The organism is Massilia antarctica (assembly GCF_015689335.1).
Taxonomy (GTDB): Bacteria; Pseudomonadota; Gammaproteobacteria; order Burkholderiales; family Burkholderiaceae_D; genus Telluria_A; species Telluria_A antarctica.
Map to the genome: position 1 here is coordinate 7352462 of NZ_CP065053.1, position 17726 is coordinate 7370187.

12 protein-coding genes are annotated in these 17726 nt (G+C 62.0%); 2 read left to right on the forward strand and 10 right to left on the reverse strand.

Features of this window, described 5'->3' with window-relative positions; all coding sequences use genetic code 11:
* Window positions 1-104: 104 nt before the first annotated feature.
* Window positions 105-1172: a T6SS phospholipase effector Tle1-like catalytic domain-containing protein gene (locus IV454_RS32275; protein ID WP_206089621.1), complete on the forward strand. Its 1068-nt coding sequence runs from the start codon at window positions 105-107 to the stop codon at window positions 1170-1172.
* Window positions 1173-1672: 500 nt separating this feature from the next.
* Here the strand turns inward: IV454_RS32275 and IV454_RS32280 are convergent, their stop codons facing one another.
* The 6 genes from IV454_RS32280 to IV454_RS32305 all read right to left on the reverse strand — a co-directional run bounded on the left by IV454_RS32280 (window position 1673) and on the right by IV454_RS32305 (window position 10038).
* A complete protein-coding gene (locus IV454_RS32280; RefSeq protein WP_206089622.1) occupies window positions 1673-2536 on the reverse strand; it encodes an SMP-30/gluconolactonase/LRE family protein in 864 nt (287 codons plus the stop codon).
* The gene (locus IV454_RS32285) at window positions 2533-3594 is read right to left on the reverse strand and encodes an aldose epimerase family protein (protein WP_206089623.1); all 1062 of its coding nucleotides are present in this window, start codon (window positions 3592-3594) and stop codon (window positions 2533-2535) included. Before IV454_RS32285 ends, IV454_RS32280 begins: the two co-directional genes overlap by 4 nt.
* 21 nt (window positions 3595-3615) lie before the next feature.
* Window positions 3616-4578, reverse strand: coding sequence for a glycoside hydrolase family 43 protein (locus IV454_RS32290; protein WP_247720378.1), 963 nt, complete (start codon window positions 4576-4578; stop codon window positions 3616-3618).
* Between the two features lie 6 nt (window positions 4579-4584).
* Complete coding sequence (locus IV454_RS32295) at window positions 4585-5952, reverse strand: MFS transporter (RefSeq protein WP_206089624.1); 1368 nt, start codon at window positions 5950-5952, stop codon at window positions 4585-4587.
* Window positions 5953-6042: 90 nt separating this feature from the next.
* A complete protein-coding gene (locus tag IV454_RS32300) occupies window positions 6043-8664 on the reverse strand; it encodes a TonB-dependent receptor (RefSeq protein WP_206089625.1) in 2622 nt (873 codons plus the stop codon).
* An 87-nt stretch (window positions 8665-8751) separates the two neighbouring features.
* Entirely contained in the window at window positions 8752-10038 is a 1287-nt protein-coding gene (locus IV454_RS32305) for a nucleotide disphospho-sugar-binding domain-containing protein (RefSeq protein WP_206089626.1), read from the reverse strand.
* A 127-nt stretch (window positions 10039-10165) separates the two neighbouring features.
* Here IV454_RS32305 and IV454_RS32310 point away from each other — a divergent pair, with 127 nt between their 5' ends.
* Window positions 10166-11995, forward strand: coding sequence for a DUF885 domain-containing protein (locus IV454_RS32310; RefSeq protein WP_206089627.1), 1830 nt, complete (start codon window positions 10166-10168; stop codon window positions 11993-11995).
* An 80-nt stretch (window positions 11996-12075) separates the two neighbouring features.
* Here the strand turns inward: IV454_RS32310 and IV454_RS32315 are convergent, their stop codons facing one another.
* The 4 genes from IV454_RS32315 to IV454_RS32330 all read right to left on the reverse strand — a co-directional run bounded on the left by IV454_RS32315 (window position 12076) and on the right by IV454_RS32330 (window position 17463).
* Window positions 12076-14199, reverse strand: coding sequence for a patatin-like phospholipase family protein (locus tag IV454_RS32315; RefSeq protein ID WP_206089628.1), 2124 nt, complete (start codon window positions 14197-14199; stop codon window positions 12076-12078).
* A 201-nt stretch (window positions 14200-14400) separates the two neighbouring features.
* Window positions 14401-14703 carry a YciI-like protein gene (locus tag IV454_RS32320; RefSeq protein ID WP_206089629.1) on the reverse strand — a complete coding sequence of 101 codons (303 nt, stop codon included), beginning with the start codon at window positions 14701-14703 and terminating at the stop codon, window positions 14401-14403.
* 21 nt (window positions 14704-14724) lie between these two features.
* Window positions 14725-15204 carry a cyanophycin metabolism-associated DUF1854 family protein gene (locus IV454_RS32325; RefSeq protein WP_206089630.1) on the reverse strand — a complete coding sequence of 160 codons (480 nt, stop codon included), beginning with the start codon at window positions 15202-15204 and terminating at the stop codon, window positions 14725-14727.
* Window positions 15205-15207: 3 nt separating this feature from the next.
* On the reverse strand, window positions 15208-17463 hold the full coding sequence (locus IV454_RS32330; RefSeq protein WP_206089631.1) for a cyanophycin metabolism-associated ABC transporter: 2256 nt from the start codon (window positions 17461-17463) through the stop codon (window positions 15208-15210).
* Between the last annotated feature and the right edge of the window lie 263 nt (window positions 17464-17726).

Consider the following 17726-nt stretch of genomic DNA (forward strand, 5'->3'; position numbering starts at 1 on the left):
ATTTTTCAGCCGCGTGACGATTGGCCTCGCATGCAACAGCCATCCCGATTGGCGTGGGCTGGTCCAAGCGCCCCATCGATGTTCCTTTGCCGAAGGAGTTTACTGTGCCCAATAAAACCATCATTTTTTGCGCCGATGGGACGTGGAATTCAGCCCACGACTCAGATGATCCACTCAACGAAAACTCGAACGTCTACAAGTTTTTCGACTGCTTGCCGGGCTATGCTGAAGGTGAAAAGTCGGACCAGGAAAAAAACTACACCAACCACGCCGAAATCGTTCAGTGCGCGAAATATATCAATGGCGTAGGAAACGGTACCACCAAAATCGAGAATTATGTTGCGGGCGCCTTGGGGACCGGCTTGGTCGTCCGGATCGTCAGGGGTTACACCTATGTGTCCCGTCTCTATAATCCGGGCGACAAAATTGTGCTGGTGGGTTTCAGTCGCGGTGCTTACACGGTGCGGGCCTTGGCCGGTCTGATCGCGAACAAGGGCCTGCTCTCCAATACCCCTCCGCTGTCAGGCGACGAGGCGCACCGGCAAGGGACCAAGGTCTGGTTCGACCATTACGAGGAAAAGGGCAAGACACTTGCCAAGATCGCGACAGTGTTGACGAATTTGAGCGGCTTTCTGCAGTCGGCGCATACAAAGGTGGGTGCTTTGCGTGAAGTAAGCGACATTCATGCCGTCGCCGTCTGGGACACTGTCGGATCTCTGGGTATTCCTTCGGTCAAGCCCGACGAGCATGGCGACGCCTTTCAATTTACCGATAACGTTTTGCATGAAAAGGTCAAGCACGGCCGCCATGCCATCTCCATGCATGAGCGCCGCGCGACCTTTCAGCCGTGCATCTGGAGTGAGCGCGACAACGTCAAGCAATTCTTGTTTGCCGGTGCGCACGCGGACGTTGGCGGCGGCTATGTCGTCGATGAGTCTGGCTTGTCGGATCTGGCGCTGGACTGGATGTTGGGAGAAGCGAGCGCACTTGGGGTCGTTTTTGACGGCGCGAAACTGGCCCGGATAAAAGGCAACGCCGACGCGGAAATGCATACGCCGTGGCTGGACGACCCGTGGAGGCAGGATCCCAAGAACAATGCACGCATCTTTCCCGGTCACGTTGTTACGCATGATTCTGTCAAACGACGGGGTGATGGGGCCATCGCCAGGTGAACCAATCGTCGCGGAGGGGATCACGCCTCGTGGTTAGAGCCGTGCTGGCTTTGAAATAAGCAGATCGGGGACGTGATCCAGCCGTTTGGGCCGCATGAGGATGCTGCGCATTCACGCGGCAATATACTCGGGCTGCGTTTTTGACATAAGAACAGAAATTTTAATTTTAGAATCAATCGCTTGCAATCGCAAGATTGCCGGAAGGTCAGCTCCCACCAGCCACTAAAGTACGTCCCGGGCACTTGACCGAGTGTCCACGAACTTGCTTTTTGACTGGATCGACCATGGCTGCTACGCGTTCCCAAGATGCCGCGACGGATGCTTCGGCATCCGTCACACGATGCCCGCTGGCAGGTGCTGCAACGCGTCGTGGCCAGTCCGGTCTTCAACCTGGCGCCCGGAATCGGCGCCTTGCTGTCCTTTCCGGGGAGAACGCCCTGCAGCCAGGCAATCAGCGCGCAGTTCCGGAGTGAAGCAGGTCAGGCCTGATCGAGCATCCGTCAGCAAATAAACCGGCTCTCCGGCAAGCCGCGCACACCAGGCACCCTGCCCGTGAACAGCCCCCCATCCGCATCCGTCGCATTGGCCAGCCCCACCCTCGCGCTGGTGGCAAACAGCTGATCGAGCAGCGCGCCGCCGAACGCAACGCAACTCGGCTGGCTGGCCGGCACCGCCACGGTGCGGTCGATGCTGCCGTCCGGCGCGTAGCGCACCAGCTTGCCCGCGCCCCACTGGGCGTTCCACACATAGCCGCGCGCGTCCACGCACGACCCGTCCGGCTCGCCCTCGCCTTCCACCTGCGCAAACACGCGCTGGTTCGACAGCGCGCCGCTGACCACGTCGTAGTCGCAGCAGCGGATCACCCGATCCGGCGAATCGCAGTAATACATGGTCGCACCATCGGGACTGAAACAAATGCTGTTGGCAATCGCCACATGCGGCAGCGCCAGGCGCTCCAGGCTCAGGTCGCGGTTGAGCCGATAAAAACCGCCGATCGGCAGGCGCGGCTCGACTTCATTGAAGGTGCCGAACACGAAACGCCCCTGACGGTCGCAACGCCCATCGTTCAGGCGCGTGCTCAGCCCGGCCTCGACCTCGCAAATCGGCGTGAGCGCCCCGCTGTCGAGCTCAAAGTACGCCAGCTGCGTCGCCAGTCCGACCAGCAGGCGTCCGTCATGGTCGGTGAAGGCAAACGATGCCAGCCGCTCGGGCACGGCCCAGCTGCGCGTGGCGCCCGTGGCCGGATGGTGCGCCCACAGGGTCGAGCCCAGAATATCGGTCCAGAATACCCGCCCGCTGCGCTCGCACCACAGCACGCATTCGCCCAGCGCATTTTTTGCGTCGACCATTAATTCAAGCATCATTTCTCCACCGAAAATTTGTACTTGGATACGGTCGCATATTCCTCACCAGGGCGCAAGATGGTGTTCGGAAACGTGCTCTGGTTGGGCGAGTCGGGAAAGTGCTGCGGTTCGAGGCAAAAGCCGCTGCGAAAGCCGTAGGTGCGGCCCTTGCCGGCGAGTGTTCCGTCGAGAAAATTCCCGCTGTAGAACTGCACACCAGGTTCTTCCGTGAACAGTTCGAGCACCCGGCCCGACACCGGCTCGTGCACGCGCGCGGCCAGGGTCATCGCCCTGGGTGCCGGTTTGTTGAGCACGAAGTTGTGGTCGTAGCCGCTGCCGTGGCGCAGCTGTTCTTCATCGTTGCCGATGCGTTCGCCGATCGGATGCGGGATGCGGAAGTCGAAGGCGGTGCCGGCCACGGTCGCCAGCTCGCCTGTCGGAATCAGGGTACTGTCAATCGGCGTGATGGCATCGGCATCGATGCGCAGCACGTGGCCGAGGATGTCGCCGCCGCCGGCCAGGTTGAAGTACGCGTGCTGGGTCAGATTGACCGGCGTGGCCTTGTCGGTCACGGCGTCGAAGGCCACCACCAGTTCATCGGCGGCGGTCAGCTCGACCACCACGGTCACGTCGAGCGTGCCGGGATAGCCCTGCTCGCCGTCAGGACTGCGGTAGATCAGGGTGACGCCGACCGAGTCGCCGTCCTGGAAGGGAATGGCACGCCACAGCACCCGGTGATAGCCCAGCGCCCCGCCGTGCAAGTGGTGCGCGCCATCGTTGGTGGGCAGTTGCACCAGCTGGCCATCGAGCGTGAAGCGGCCGTCGCGCAGGCGGTTGCCGTAGCGTCCGATCAGGGCGCCGAAGTAGGGCGAGTCCTTCACGTACGGCGCCACCGTGTCGAAGCCAAGCGTGATGTCGGCCAGCACGCCATGGCGGTCGGGCGCGTGGATTTCGGTGATGATGCCGCCGAAATCGGTGATTTTCACAACCAGCCCGTTCGGGTTGGTCAGGGTGGTCAGGGTGGTGGCCCTGCCGTCGGGCAGGTGGCCGAATGCGGTTTGCGTGATACTGGCTTGCACGGTGCTCCTCGTTAAGGTTCCTCAGGCGAGCGATGGACGCCCGAACACGGGCATGCCCCGCTCGTCCCAGCGCAATGGCTTGACGAATGTATGGCGGTCGGGGTTCCACAGGGGGTCGCCGACGATCTCGGTATAGGTACGAGCATGGTACACCAGCATCACCGTGTCGCCATCCTCGCCATACGTGAAACTGTTATGCCCCGGACCGTAGACGCCGTGTTCGTAACAGGTTTGCAGTACCGGCTCGGCCAGCTTGGTCCACGACGCCGGGTCGAGCAGGTCGGCGTTCTCGTCGGCCCACAGCAAACCCATCGCGTAATTCTCGTCGGTGGCGCTGGCCGAGTAGCTGATGAAGATCCTGCCATTTCGCTTGAGCACGGACGGCCCTTCGTTAACCCAGAAGCCGCGGATTTCCCAGTCGAATTCGGGCTTGCTCAGCATCACGGGCGGCCCTCCCAACTGCCACGGCGTGGCCATAGTCGCGATGTACAGATTGGAGTTGCCTTCGATCGCCTCGTCCTTTTGCGCCCACAGGTAGTACAGCACGCCGTCATGGGTGAAGGTGGTGGCGTCGAGGCAAAAAGTGTCGATGCCGGTATCGATCTGGCCCATGAATTCCCATTCGCCGTCGAGCGGATTGGGGTTGGTGTTACGCACGGCGTACATGCGGTGCTGGAACAGTTTATGTTTGATCTCGCGGCTGGGCGCGGCGGCGAAGTAGACATACCAGGCGCCCTGGTTGAAGTGAATCTCCGGCGCCCACAGCAGTTCGCTGTATGGCCCGCTATCGGGCTTGCGCCAGACATCGACCGCAGGCGCGTGTGGCAGTTCCGCGATGGTGCGCGCGCGGCGCACTTCGATGCGGTCGTATTCCGGCACCGAGGCCGTGAAATAGTAATAGCCGTCGCTGTGCTTGTAGATGAAGGGATCGGCGCGTTGCGCGATCAGGGGTGTCAGGGTCTGCATGGTGGTGGCGTTGTACATGGAAAATCAGGTCGTGGCGAAGCCGAGCTTGCGCATGTCGCTCTTGACGTCGGTGTAGTAGTTGTCGGTGATGCGGTATTTGAACATCAGCGCGCCCATCAGGAAGTGGAAGAAGCCCGGGATCACGGTCAGCATCAGTGCGATGCCGCTCAGCGCCAGCGGGGTCTGTGCCTGGTTGGGTACGTACTGGAAATAGGTCAGCAACAGGCCGACCATGCCGCCGGCCACCGCCATGCCGGCTTTCTGGCACACCGAAATGCCGCCGAAGGCAAAGCCGGAGACGCGCTTGCCGGTCTTGACCTGGCCGTAATCGATGGTTTCGGCAATGGCCGACCAGAACACCGGCGCATGCAGGTCGACCACGAAGGACAGCATGAAATACAGGATGAAGGCGAGCACGGCGTCGCCCGGCTTGATGGCGAGGTACATCAGCACGCTGATCAGGGCCACGCCGAGCTGGGTGTAGCGGAACAGCTTGACCTTGCAGTACGACTTGGTGATCCAGGTCGAGGCAATCATCGACAGGATCGCCGCCGCCACGCCGGTCGACAGAAAGGCCGATACCATCTTCGGCCCCAGGCCCAGGTAATAGGTAGCGTAGTAAATGGCGACCGAGCCGCGCACCACGTAGCCGACAGTGCCGGTGACGCACACGCCGCACAGGATCAGCCACTGGTCATTGCGCATCAGCAGTTTGAACTGATCGATCAGCGATTGCCGCTCGACCACGTGAATCACCCTTTCGGTGGTCGTGAACACGCAAAACAGGAACAGCGCCACGCCCATCACCGCCATGACCGCCATCGCCGCCTGGTAACCGGCCGCCGCACTGCCCTTGCCCCATTCCTCGGCCAGCAGCGGCACGATGATGGTCACCATGAAGGCGCCGATCTTGGCGAAGAACAGGCGGTAGCCGTTGGCCGAGAGGCGCTCCTGCGGGTCGCTGGTCAATCCGCTGATCAGGGAAATGTAGGGAATGCCGACCCCGGCCGTCATCAGGGTCATCAGGATGTAGGTGCCGTACGCCCACACCAGCTTCGCGTCATAACCCCAGGCCGGCGTGGTGAACACGAAAAACACGCTGACTCCGTAGGGAACGCACAGCCACAGCAGCCACGGGCGATAGCGGCCCATGCGCGCGGTGAAGCGGTCGGTCACCTGTCCCATGGCCAGGTCGGCCGCCCCGCCAATGATTTTCACCACCACGAACAGCAGCGCCAGGTGCTCGGTGCGCAAGCCGTAGATGTCGGTGTAGAAGAAGGTGATGAGCAGCATCATCGACGAGATCACGACATTCAGTGCCATGTCGCCGGTGCCGAAACCGACTTTTTCGAGGGTCGACAATTGTTGGGAATTCTTAGCCAGCATATTCATTCACACTTTCTCAGCCATGCAAGGACAGAAAGCGCTGCGTGCCACTCCACGCAACGCTTCCGGGATGATGATCGCGGTCGGCGCCGCGGCTTACATTTTGTAGCGCAGGGACAGGCCCACCACCCTGTCGTAGCGGCGGATGTCGCGCGGGTTGCTGGCGACGCCATGGTAATCGTGGTACTTGCGGTCAAGCAGGTTCTCCACATCCATGGTGACGCTCATCGCGTCGCTGATCTTGTAGGAGATCGAGGCATCGGTGGTCTTGATCGGGTCGACGATCAGATCGAAACCCAGGCCGCGGTAGTTGAAGGTATCGACATACTTGTCGCGCCAGTTGTAGGCCAGGCGGCCGGACCAGCCATCGCGCTCGTACAGGCCGACGATGTTGTACGACAGCTTGGACATGCCGACGAAGGGTTTGAGCACGCCGCCGGTATCGGTCAGCTCGCCCTTCATGTAGGTGACGTTCGCTTGCAGGCCGAAGCCGCCCAGCCAGCCCGGCAGCTTGTCGTAGAACTGCTGGTAAGACAGTTCCGCGCCCTGCAGCTTGCCCTTGGACATATTGCGCGGACGATTCACGTCGTACACGATGCCGTTATACGTTTCCTTGGTCGAACTGGTCAGGATGTAATTCTTGAAGTCGTGACGGAACAAGGTGGCCGTGAGCGAGCCGGTCGGCGCGAAATACCATTCCGCGGCGGCATCGAAGTTCTTGCCTTCGATCGGTTTCAGGTCGGGATTGCCGCCGGTGCCCACCGCTTGCACGGTGGTGCTCGGCACGTTGTAGGACACGCCGGGATTGAACTGGTCGAAATTGGCGCGCTGTACCGACTTGCCCGCCGTCAGGCGCGCCTGCACCTCGGGCAGGATCATGGCCTTGAGCGTGGCGTTGGGCAGCACATCGGTCGACGTTGGCGAACTCGATACCGGCAAGATCACGCCGTTGGCCTGCGAATAACCGTTCAGTACGCCACTGGTCCGCACCACGCGCACCCCGACGGTCCCGTCCACCGGAATGGCGCCGGCGCGGAAACCGTACTTGGCCTTGGTGTAGATGGCGTAGGTGGTTTCCTGGTTATTGAACCCGGACAGCTTGTCGTCCCCGGTCCTGGTGCCGTTGCCGTTGACGTTGAACAGGGTGCGCAAGGAAGCGATGTTGTCGTGCATGTAGGAAGCGCACGGCGTGACCCATGAGGCCATGCCATAGTCGCCCGCCATCGGCATCGAATTGCAGGCGAGGCCAGGCACCGAGGCGAGGGGAATGCTGCCCGGCGCCGGCTGGAAGCCGTTCAGCTCGTGCACATAGGCCGCGGTGCGTTTGGCGACCCGCACGCCGCTCGATACTTCCTTGATGACGCCATCGTTGTCCGGACTCCAGGTCGTGTCGGCGCGCCAGTCGGTCGAACGGCCCTCGGCATGGTTGTGGTTATCGAAGAAGGTGGCGACCCGATAATTGTTCGGGTTGGTCATGTCGTAACCGGGATAGGAAAATTGCGCTCCGCCATTGACGTAGGTATTGCCCGTGATCGTAGGCGGCGCCGCTATCAGGTCGACGATCGGGAATTCCTGGCGCACTTTGCTCAAGGTGCGCGCCAGCTCGGTGGTCACGCGCCAGCCCGGCGCCGCGTTCCAGCGCGCGCCGATGGCGCCCTGGCTGCCCAGCGAGTAATCGTGCGGCGCCTGGGTCGAGCCCAGCGCGAAGGGGTTGGCGTTGGTCGACGTGGCCGTCTGGACCTGGTTGGTGCCGGGAATGAGGGTATAGCTGGAATTCTTGTTCAGGCCGAGCGAGCCGACATAGAACTGGCGTTCCGCATCGTGATGGATTTCGGTCGAGATGCCTTCGGCAAAGAATTCGAGGTCGGCGTTCGGGCGCCACTGCAGGGCAAGGTTGGCGGCCACGCGCTTGCGCTGGCCCTGGTACAGCACATGACCGAGTTCGTCGGGCGCCGAGATGCCGGCGCCGAGATCGGCGGCACGGTCTTTCGGCGGCGAATTCCAGGTGACCTCGTCGTGATAATTCCCATCCTGGTACGACAGGCCGAGCAGCGCGCCGATCTCGCCGTAGCCGGTTTTCCAGCGGTTCGAGATCATGCCCGACAGATTGGGATCGTTGGTCTTGGACTTGTCGCGGTTTTCCACCCTGCCCGTGACGCTGGCCGTGAAGCCCTTGGCATCGAACGGACGCGCGGTGCGCACATCGATCACGCCGGCGGTGCCGCCCTCGACCATGTCGGCGCCTTGAGTTTTATATACATCCACGCGCTGCAGCATGGCGGCCGGAATATCGGCCAGGTACAGGCTGCGTCCTTCCTTACCGGCGGTGAACATTTCGCGTCCGTTGAGCAGGGTGACCAGGCCGGGCAAGCCGCGGATGACGACTTCGCGCGCTTCGCCATTCTCGCGGCGGATTTGCACACCGGTGATACGTCCGAGCATCTCGGCGACATTCTTGTCCGGGAACTTGCCGGCTTCCTCGGCGACGATGGAGTCGAGCACTTCATCGGCATTGCGCTTGATGGTCTGCGCGCTCTGGGCTGCTTTGCGCACCCCGGACACGGTGACCACACTGGTGCTGTCGGCCGCGACCGCATCCTGGGCCCACACCGAGGCGCTACTCAGGATGCCGGCGCCGGCCAGGGCCGCCACCGTCAATTTCAAGGTCAAGGGGGTGCGGGAAATGGCCGTGACGGGGCCTTGTGCGTGCGATGTCATACGTCTCCTTGGCGTTCTAGTTATATGATTCCTGGGTATTTTGAGCCCTTGAACCTGATACTAAGGAAAGCCAAAGAATCAATCCAATCATATTTTTCCGGTTTTCGATACCGTTTTCGATATGGCATCGATCACGCCATCCAGGCTTCCCCCGGCCGCCAGGCGTGCTTTCACCGCCGCGCAACCGATGTGGATCTCCGGCGATTGCAACAGGCGCTCCAGGATGTCGCCGAGCGCGCTGGCGCTGGCGCTGGCGCTGGTCGCCTTGAGCGTGAGGCCGGCGTGCAGTGCCGTGACCCGGAAGGCATTGTCGAACTGGTCGTAGGCCATCGGCACGATTAGTTGCGGCGTGCCGGCGCGCATGGCTTCGGCCATGGTGCCGACGCCGCCGTGATGCACCAGCGCCGCCGCGCCCGGCAACAATGCCGCCAGCGGACAGTAATCCTGCCAGAACGCCGTGGGCGGCAGGCTGGCCGGCACCTGCGCCCGGTGCGGCGTGAGGAACACGATGCGCCGGCCAAGGCGTTGCGCCGCTGCCAGTGCGCTGGCGAAAAACGCGGCTGCCTGCAAGTTGCCGGTGCCGTGGGTGACGATCAGCGGAGCGCTGCCGGCGCGCATGAATTGCGCCAATGCCGGCGCGATGGCGGCGTCCGGGTGCGGATCGTACAGGGGAAAGTCGCCGCACACCAGGGGCGACGGCCAGTCCGGCTGGCGCGCGGCTAACCATTCGGGGAACAGGGTGACCGACAAATCGGGCGCGCTGTACATTTCGTCCATGTAGCTCGACACCGGCGCGCGTCCCTGCAGGCGGCGCGCCGCGTTCAGCTCGGGCACCACCACCGGATTGATCGCCGACACCTCGACCCCGCGCCACATCCAGCGCCGCAGCGCCAGCGGCATCCAGCGCGGCACCGGAAACGGGCCCAGTACAGGCAAGTCGTGCACCGTGCGCAGGTTGGACGGCGCCAGGAAGCCGGCCACGATGCGAATGCCGGGCCGCTCCGCGCGGCACAGGTCGGCATGTGCGACAGCCAGCGGATGAACCAGCAAGGTGCACGGCTGGTCCGGCGGCAGGGCCGCGACAAACGCGTGCATTGCCTCCATGCCGGCCCGCATGGCGCGCCACACCACGCCGAAGCCGCGCCGCGGATGCCAGAGGTCGGGATCGTTCAAGACCGCCGGATCGGCCGGCATGGGATGAAACGCCAGGCCGGAATGACGCACCAGCTCCTCGTGCATGTCCGGCGCGAGGACCGTGACCGCATGGCCGCGCGCGCGCAGCCCGAGCGCGAGCCGCAGGAACGGAAACAGGTCGCCGGCGGAGCCGGTGGTGACGACGACAATATGCGGCAAAACGGACGAATCATCGGACATGGCGTTTCCATATAGGGGTAGTGCGACGCAAAGCGCCGCTCATCATACAGCGTCGCCGCGCTGCCCAGCCGGCGCCATTTGCGCTATCCTGCCGGGGTTCCCCTCACTTCACGACCAAGGAAGCTCCATGCGTTTGCGCCTATCCCGCCCGCTGCTCGGCACCACGGCATTGCTGGCCGTATTAACCTTGCCTGTTTGCGGCGCCAGCGCCGCGCCGGCCGCCAGCCAGAGCACCGCCAGCGCCACCTCCGCCGCAGCCAGTCAGCTGCATACACTGGCCGACGCCTTTTATCGGGCACGCGCGCACTTCGACCCGCTGCTCATTACCGCCAACGGCGACAGCCGCTACGACAGCGAGCTGGGAATGAGTATGTCGCCAAAAAGCCGCGCGCGTCAGTTTGCGCTGTACCGCCGCATGCAGGGCCAGTTAAAAGCCATTCCACGCGCCCGTTTGAGCGACGCGGAACAGCTTAATTACGACCTGCTGGCATTCGAGCTCGATAGCGGCCTGGGGCTGGAAAAATTCCCCGAGCACCTGCTCCCGCTGAACCACTTCGAGAACGTTCCCGGCACCCTGGCCAATTACGCCAGCGGCACCGGTTCGCAGCCCTTGCATACCGTGGCCCAATACCAGGCTTACCTGAGCCGTCTGAATCAGTTGCCGGCCTGGCTCGACCAGGCCATCGCCAATATGCGCGAAGGCGTCAAACGCGGCATCGTGCAACCGAAGGCGATTACGGTGGCGATGCTGCCCCAGTTCCAGCAACTGCGCAGCGCCACGCCGGAAGCGAATATTTTTTATACGCCGATCAAGAATCTGCCCGCCGCGTTTTCGCAAGCGGACAAGGAGCGCCTGACGGCCGCCTACCGCAAAACGGTCGCCATTCGCCTGTCGCCGGCCCTGGACCGGCTGGCGCTCTACCTGGAAAAGGAATACCTGCCCGCCAGCCGTAATACCGATGGCTGGAGCGCCTTGCCGAATGGCGCGGCCTGGTACCAGGCCCAGATCAAGGACCGCACCACGGTGTCGATGAATCCCGAAGAGATTCACCAATTGGGATTGAAGGAAGTGGCGCGCATCGAGCAGCAATGGGCGCTGCTCGGTCCCAAGCTCGGTTACAGCGGCCCGCCCGCGGAGCTGCCGCAATGGGTGGAAGCGCAGGACAAATTCAAGCCGTTCAAGACCGAGGCGGAAGTGCTCGACGCGTATCGCCAGATCGACAGCAAGGTCAGGACCAAACTGCCTGCGCTGTTTTCGCTGCTGCCGAAAGCGCCGCTCGAATTGCAGCTGGAGCCCGAACTGACCCGCGCCACGGCGTCCGACCATTACACCCCGGCGGCGGCCGACGGCTCGCATCCGGGTGTGTTCTGGGCGGTCGTGAACGACCCCAAACAATACAGCCGCACCGGCATGGTGACCTTGTACCTGCACGAAGGCCAGCCCGGTCACCATTTCCACGCGGGGCTGCTGAAGGAACTCGACGTACCGGATTTCCGCAAGTTCAATACCGAGAATCCGAATATCGGTGCATTTACCGAAGGCTGGGCTTTGTATTCGGAAACCCTGGGCCACGAATTCGGCCTGTACGACGATCCGGAAGCGTACTTCGGTCACCTGAACGATGAATTGCTGCGCGCCGTCAGGCTGGTGGTCGATACCGGCATGCATGCCAAAGGCTGGACCCGCGAGCAAGCCATTGCGTATGCCAGCAAGACGCTTGGCTACAGCGAGGCGCGCGCCAAAAACCAGATCGAGCGTTACATGGTGTGGCCGGCGCAGGCCTTGAGCTACAAAATCGGCGCGCTGAAAATCCTGGAATTGCGCGAGCGCGCACGCAAGGCGATGGGCGACAAATTCAGCCTACCCAAATTTCACGAGGTGGTGATCGGCGACGGCACCTTGCCGCTGCCACTGCTTGAAGCGCGGGTGGATCGCTGGATTGCATCGGCAAAATAGCATCGCGCCGGACAGGGATGCCGCCGTGCCGCGGCATCCTCAACCGGTCTGACCCGACCGTCGCAATGCCAGGCGCGCCTTCATGGCTTGCCGAAGAACAGATAAAACGTCTGGTTGCCTCGCTCGCCCACGCCAACCGCCACGGTGAATGGCCCCAGCGCCGTATTGACCGCGCCGAACACGGAGCCGGCAAACTGGGCGCGGTCCATCTGGTCGCCATTCAAGCGCCGCGACATCTTGCCCAGTTCGACCGAACCGCCCAGGTACACATTACGGGTCCCCAGCAAGGTCGTCTTGAGCGTGTACACGCCGCGCCCGAACAGATAATCGCCGCCGAGGAACTGGCGCGCCTGGTAACCGGACAGGTTCAAGAATCCGCCCAGAGAAAACAATTCCATCAGCGGTAAATCGTCGCCCCACAGATGGCCGGCGCGTCCGGCCACGCTGAACCGGTGCGGACCGCGGTTCCAGGCCATTTCGTGGCCCGCTTCGAGCCGCTTGTATTCGACCGTGGCGCCGACCGAGGTCGGAGCGATCCGGGCATTCACGAAGCTGTAGTTACCGGTCGATGGAAACACCCAATCGTCCAAGCGGTCCTGCACGTATTCGAACTTGATCACACCGATCTGGCTTTTCTCGGTGCTCAGCTGCGCCACGCCGATGCTCGGGTCCGCTCGTTCGGTGCCGCGTTCCAGTCCCACCTTGAAGGTGCTGTCGTCATCCACGTGATTGACCAGGTCGATGCCGATCGAGGCTTGTTTGGCGCTGTACGTCGCCACCGCCTTGTCGTTGATGATCAGGTTATCCTTGTTCTGCGAAAAGCGCACCGAGGGCGCCACGTACCAGCGGCTGTCGCCACCGAACGGCTGGTACAGCTGCGAGGTGAAGGAATTGACCTGGCCCAGCGAGACGGTATTACGCCATTCCAGCCCGGAGCGCGTCAGCCATTTGCTGCGGTGCGCCAGCAGGATCGTAAAGTCGCTTTCGCCGGCCAGGTCGGTCGACAGGCGCACCCCGGCTTGCAGGTAATTCGGGCCCCATTCCTTTTCCACCGGTTCGATCACCAGGGTCCGCCCGTCCGGGCCATTTTCGAAACGGTGGGTGACGTTCTCGAAGTCGCCCGTCGAATACAGGCTGTTCATATTCGCATGCAGTTCCGCCGTGCTGAATGCCTGGCCCGGTTTGATCGAGAATTTGCGGTTGATGAAACTCTCGCTGACATTTTTCAGCTGCCGGGTATCGATGCGCACCGAATTGACCTTGACTGCGGCCGGATGACGCGCGGCGCGCGCCGCCAGGTGCGCCTTGAAGCCGGCTTCGGACAAAGCCAGCGGCGCCAGGCGATCCGCCGCCACGCGCGCGGCCGCCGCGCCCATGTCGATGGTCTTGGCCGAATTTTCAAAGTCGGCCGCGCTGAAGTCGCCCAGCTGCGGCAGGATCAATACGTCGCGCGGCGTCAATTCGCGCAGCGAGGCTTCGACATTCTGCTCGGTGAGGATATTGAGCATTTGCTGGCCCACGCCGAAGGCCGACACGATCTTGTCGCGCTTGAGCAAGGGCGTGCCGAGGTTGACGGCGATGACGATATCGGCACCCATCGCGCGCACCACGTCGACCGGCAGATTGCGCACCAGCCCGCCGTCGAGCAGCGCGCGGTTGTCGATTTCAACCGGGGCGAAGACACCGGGTACCGACATGCTGGCCCGCATCGCGCGCGCAATGCCGCCGCGTTCGAGCACGACCATCTTGCCGGTTTCAATGTCGGTGGCGACGGCGCGGAAAGGAATATCGAGTTCATCGAAATGCGCGACGTCGCCCGTTTTCGATGCCAGGGTATTGAAAAAAAATTCGATCTGCTGGCCGTAATTCAAGCCGCGCGGCAGGCGCATTTCGGCGTCGGAAAAGCCGATTTCGCCGCTGACGATGTTTTTGCGCTCGGTCGCCTTGGCGTAAGTGGAGCGTTCTCCGCGCGGCGGACTGTCGGTGAGGACCTTGTCCCATTCGACGGCGGCGATGCGCTTTTCCAGCGCATCCGGCCGGTTGCCCATGGCGTAGGCGCCGGCCACGATCGAACCCATGCTGGTGCCGACTACGTAGTCGACCGGGATGCGCATGTCTTCCAATACCTTGAGCACGCCGATATGGGCCACGCCGCGAGCGCCGCCGCCGGAGAGCACCAGGCCGATTTTGGGGCGGCGTGGCATGTCGTCAGCGAGAACGGTGGCGTGGAAGACAGCGAGAAAGAGGAGGACGGAGGCGTGGAAGGCGCGCATGGATTACCAGATGGGTTGATGTCCGCGTCGTTCCCGCGCAGGCGGGAACCCAAGTTCGAGCGGTAGCTACAGGCGGTTCAACAAACTTGGGTTCCCGCCTGCGTGGGAACGACGGTTTCCAGGTTAGCGCTATTATTCAGGTCGCAGCGGGGTAAAGGCATCCTTGCCGACCACCGTGTTCCACTTCCGGATCTTATAACCGGTCACGATACCGTGGATCAGGTAGGGATCGGCCTTGGCGAACGCCTCGATCAGCGCCGTCGACTCGCTCTGAAAAATGAGAAACGACATATCGGCCGGATCGGAACAGGCGCCGGCGAGGATCAGGTCACCGCGTTCCTGCGCTTCCCACGCCAGTTTCAGGTGCTCATTGCGGTACTGGCCGCGACGTTCGAGATAATCCGGGGCCAGGTCGTAACATAACAAATAGTGCATGCAATCTCCATCAAAACGCCATCATAAAAACCGGTCGAGAATCTTCCGGCTGTGCTTGTCGATGGTGAACATATCGCGGATCAAGAACTGGATGCCGTGGTTATCGGCCACCAGCAGCGATGCCTCGCCGATCCGGCGAATATCCTCTTCGCCCTTGAGCGTCAACGCGGTATCGCCCCGGTCGGTCTTGACTTCCCATGTGCATGGCGTGGCAAAACTGCTGACACTGACAATATGGTGAATCACCGGCATGAATTCGCGCCCATCGAGTTCATCTTGCACCAATTCGCGGATTGCCGCTGGCAATGCCCCCAGATCGTCGATCCAGCCGACTTCCTTGCCGTTCGTCAGCACCATCGAAATACCCTGGTCCGGCGCCTGGATCGGAAACGCCCGCACCGGCGACACACCGACATGCACTTCACCGTCTTCCGCCGTCAAAATCAGTTTGCCGAAACTGTCGCGGCTTAATGTAAATACCGAGCTTGCTGCGCTTGCCATGTCTTAATCCCCATCCTTGTCGTCCATATCCGTATCGACGTTGCGCGCCTGCGCTTCGTACAGGCGGAAATAGGCGCCTTCGCGCGCCATCAATTCGTCATGGCTGCCCTCTTCCATCACCACGCCGCGGTCCAGCACCACCAGCCGGTCGGCCCGGTGCAGGGTCGACAGGCGGTGCGCGATGGCGATCGTGGTGCGGCCCTGCACCAGGTTATCCAGCGCTTTCTGGATTTCCTTTTCGGTTTCCGAATCGACCGAGGAGGTCGCTTCATCCATGATCAGGATGCGTGGATCGATCAGCAGCGCGCGCGCGATCGAAATGCGCTGGCGCTCGCCGCCCGACAAGCCCTGCCCGCGCTCGCCGACCATCGAATCGTAGCCCTGCGGCAGACGCAGGATGAATTCGTGCGCATGGGCCGCGCGCGCCGAGGCGATGATTTCCTCGCGCGTCGCAAGCGGCTTGCCGTACGCGATATTTTCGGCGATGGTGCCGAAGAACAAAAACGGTTCCTGCAGCACCAGCCCGATATTGCGGCGGTAATCGGACACCGCGAACGAGCGGATATCGACGCCATCGAGCAGAATCGCGCCTTCCGACACATCGTAGAAACGGCAGATCAGATTGACCAGGGTGCTCTTGCCCGATCCGCTATGCCCCACCAGGCCGACGAATTCACCCGCCTTGATATTGAGCGAAATGCCGCGATTCACCGCGCGGTTACCGTAACGGAAACCCACTTCGCGCAAATCGATGCGCCCTTCGATCTTGTCGAGCTTGACCGGATTGCTTGGCTCCGGAACGCTCGATACGTGATCGAGAATATCGAAGATGCGCTTGGCGGCCGAGGCCGACTTCTGCGTCACCGACACAATCCGGCTCATCGAATCGAGGCGCCCGTAAAACCGGCTGCTGTAGGTAATGAACAAGGTCAGCACGCCGACCGTGATATTTTTTTGCGAAACCAGCCAGATGCCGAATACCCACACCACCAGCAAACCGAGTTCGGTCAGGAACGAGACGGTCGGCGAAAACAGCGACCACACCCGGTTGAGCTTATCGTTGACCGCCAGGTTATGCCGGTTCGCTTCCCTGAACCGGGTCGCTTCGCGCTGTTCCTGGGCAAAGGCTTTCACCACCCGGATGCCGGGAATGGTATCGGCCAGCACATTGGTCACTTCGCCCCACACCCGGTCGATTTTCTCGAAGCCGGTGCGCAGGCGGTCGCGCACGATATGGATCATCCAGGCGATGAACGGCAGCGGCACCAGGGTAATCACGGCCAGCATCGGATTGATCGAGCACAGGATCACGCCGGTCATGATAATCATCAGCACGTCCGACGCGAAGTCGAGCAGGTGCAAGGATAAAAACACGCAGATGCGGTCGCTCCCGCTGCCGATACGCGACATCAGGTCGCCCGTGCGCTTGCCTCCAAAATATTCGAGCGACAGCTTCATCAAGTGTTCATAGGTGGCCGAGCGCAGGTCGGCGCCCATCCGTTCCGACACCAGCGCCAGCACGTAGGTCTTGCCCCATCCCAACAGGTAAGCCAGCACGGCCGATCCGAACAGGCCGGCCATGTACATCCACACCAGTTTCTGATCGACCGGCTGCCCGTTCTGGAAGGGAATGAGCACGTTATCCATCAGCGGCATGGTCAGGTATGGCGGGATCATGTGCGCCGCGGTGCTGGCCAGCATCAGGAAGAAGCCCAGCCCCAGCTGCCCGCTGTACGGCTTGGCGAAGCGCCACAGGCGGAACAGGGTCCAGGTCGACGGCGGCGTGTACAGCACCTTGGTGCAGATCGGACATTCATCCTGCCCCGGCTCCAGCGGCGCCTTGCAGCTCGGGCACATATTCTGTTCGGCCAGCTGCACCGGCAAGCCGCTCAGGAAACTGTCGCGCTGCTCGCTGAAATGGTCGAGCACGCGGATGGCGTGCAGGTTCTGCCCCAGGGTGAAGCGCCAGGAGCTCAGCAAACCTTGTTCGTCGAACAATTGCAGATGGCCAACACCGGCGTGATCGTGGTGCATGAGCGACAATCCGGGCCGGAAAGCCCACTCGCGCCATGCGGTTTCGCCCGGCGCGCGCGCCAGCAAACGGCGGCTGGTGACCAGCACCAAGCCTTTTTTAAAGCGCAATTTGGCATCGAGGTCAACCTCGACACAACTTAAAACGTTTTCCCCAGGTGCAAGTTTTTTAGCGACGTCGTCTTGCCAGTGTTGCGGCAGGGAAAGCGGGCCGGAGGGCGTCGTCATAGGAGAAACAGATGGATCTATAGTCATCGTAGTGCGGTTCCAGCTCTGGGCCACGAATTTACGGGCGGAAATTGTTCAACGTGGAAGCGATCAGGATGGCTCCCGGAGATGCCGTACCAGAGCGCCGCGGGGCAGGCCCGCGCGATTCGTTCGGGAATCCAGACTGGCAGAAATCGGTTCAGCACGGTAAGCTTCGTCTCTAGCAAGTATACAACATGATGCGCTTTGAAAAGCCTCACAAGGTCTTGGGTCGTGAACAAGCC

Coding starts and splice junctions, on each gene's coding strand:
- IV454_RS32280 (WP_206089622.1), bottom strand. CDS start 2,536: ATGATGCTTGAATTAATGGTCGACGCAAAAAATGCGCTGGGCGAATGC.
- IV454_RS32290 (WP_247720378.1), bottom strand. CDS start 4,578: ATGTACAACGCCACCACCATGCAGACCCTGACACCCCTGATCGCGCAA.
- IV454_RS32295 (WP_206089624.1), bottom strand. CDS start 5,952: ATGAATATGCTGGCTAAGAATTCCCAACAATTGTCGACCCTCGAAAAA.
- IV454_RS32300 (WP_206089625.1), bottom strand. CDS start 8,664: ATGACATCGCACGCACAAGGCCCCGTCACGGCCATTTCCCGCACCCCC.
- IV454_RS32305 (WP_206089626.1), bottom strand. CDS start 10,038: ATGTCCGATGATTCGTCCGTTTTGCCGCATATTGTCGTCGTCACCACC.
- IV454_RS32310 (WP_206089627.1), top strand. CDS start 10,166: ATGCGTTTGCGCCTATCCCGCCCGCTGCTCGGCACCACGGCATTGCTG.
- IV454_RS32315 (WP_206089628.1), bottom strand. CDS start 14,199: ATGCCACGCCGCCCCAAAATCGGCCTGGTGCTCTCCGGCGGCGGCGCT.
- IV454_RS32320 (WP_206089629.1), bottom strand. CDS start 14,703: ATGCACTATTTGTTATGTTACGACCTGGCCCCGGATTATCTCGAACGT.
- IV454_RS32325 (WP_206089630.1), bottom strand. CDS start 15,204: ATGGCAAGCGCAGCAAGCTCGGTATTTACATTAAGCCGCGACAGTTTC.
- IV454_RS32330 (WP_206089631.1), bottom strand. CDS start 17,463: ATGACGACGCCCTCCGGCCCGCTTTCCCTGCCGCAACACTGGCAAGAC.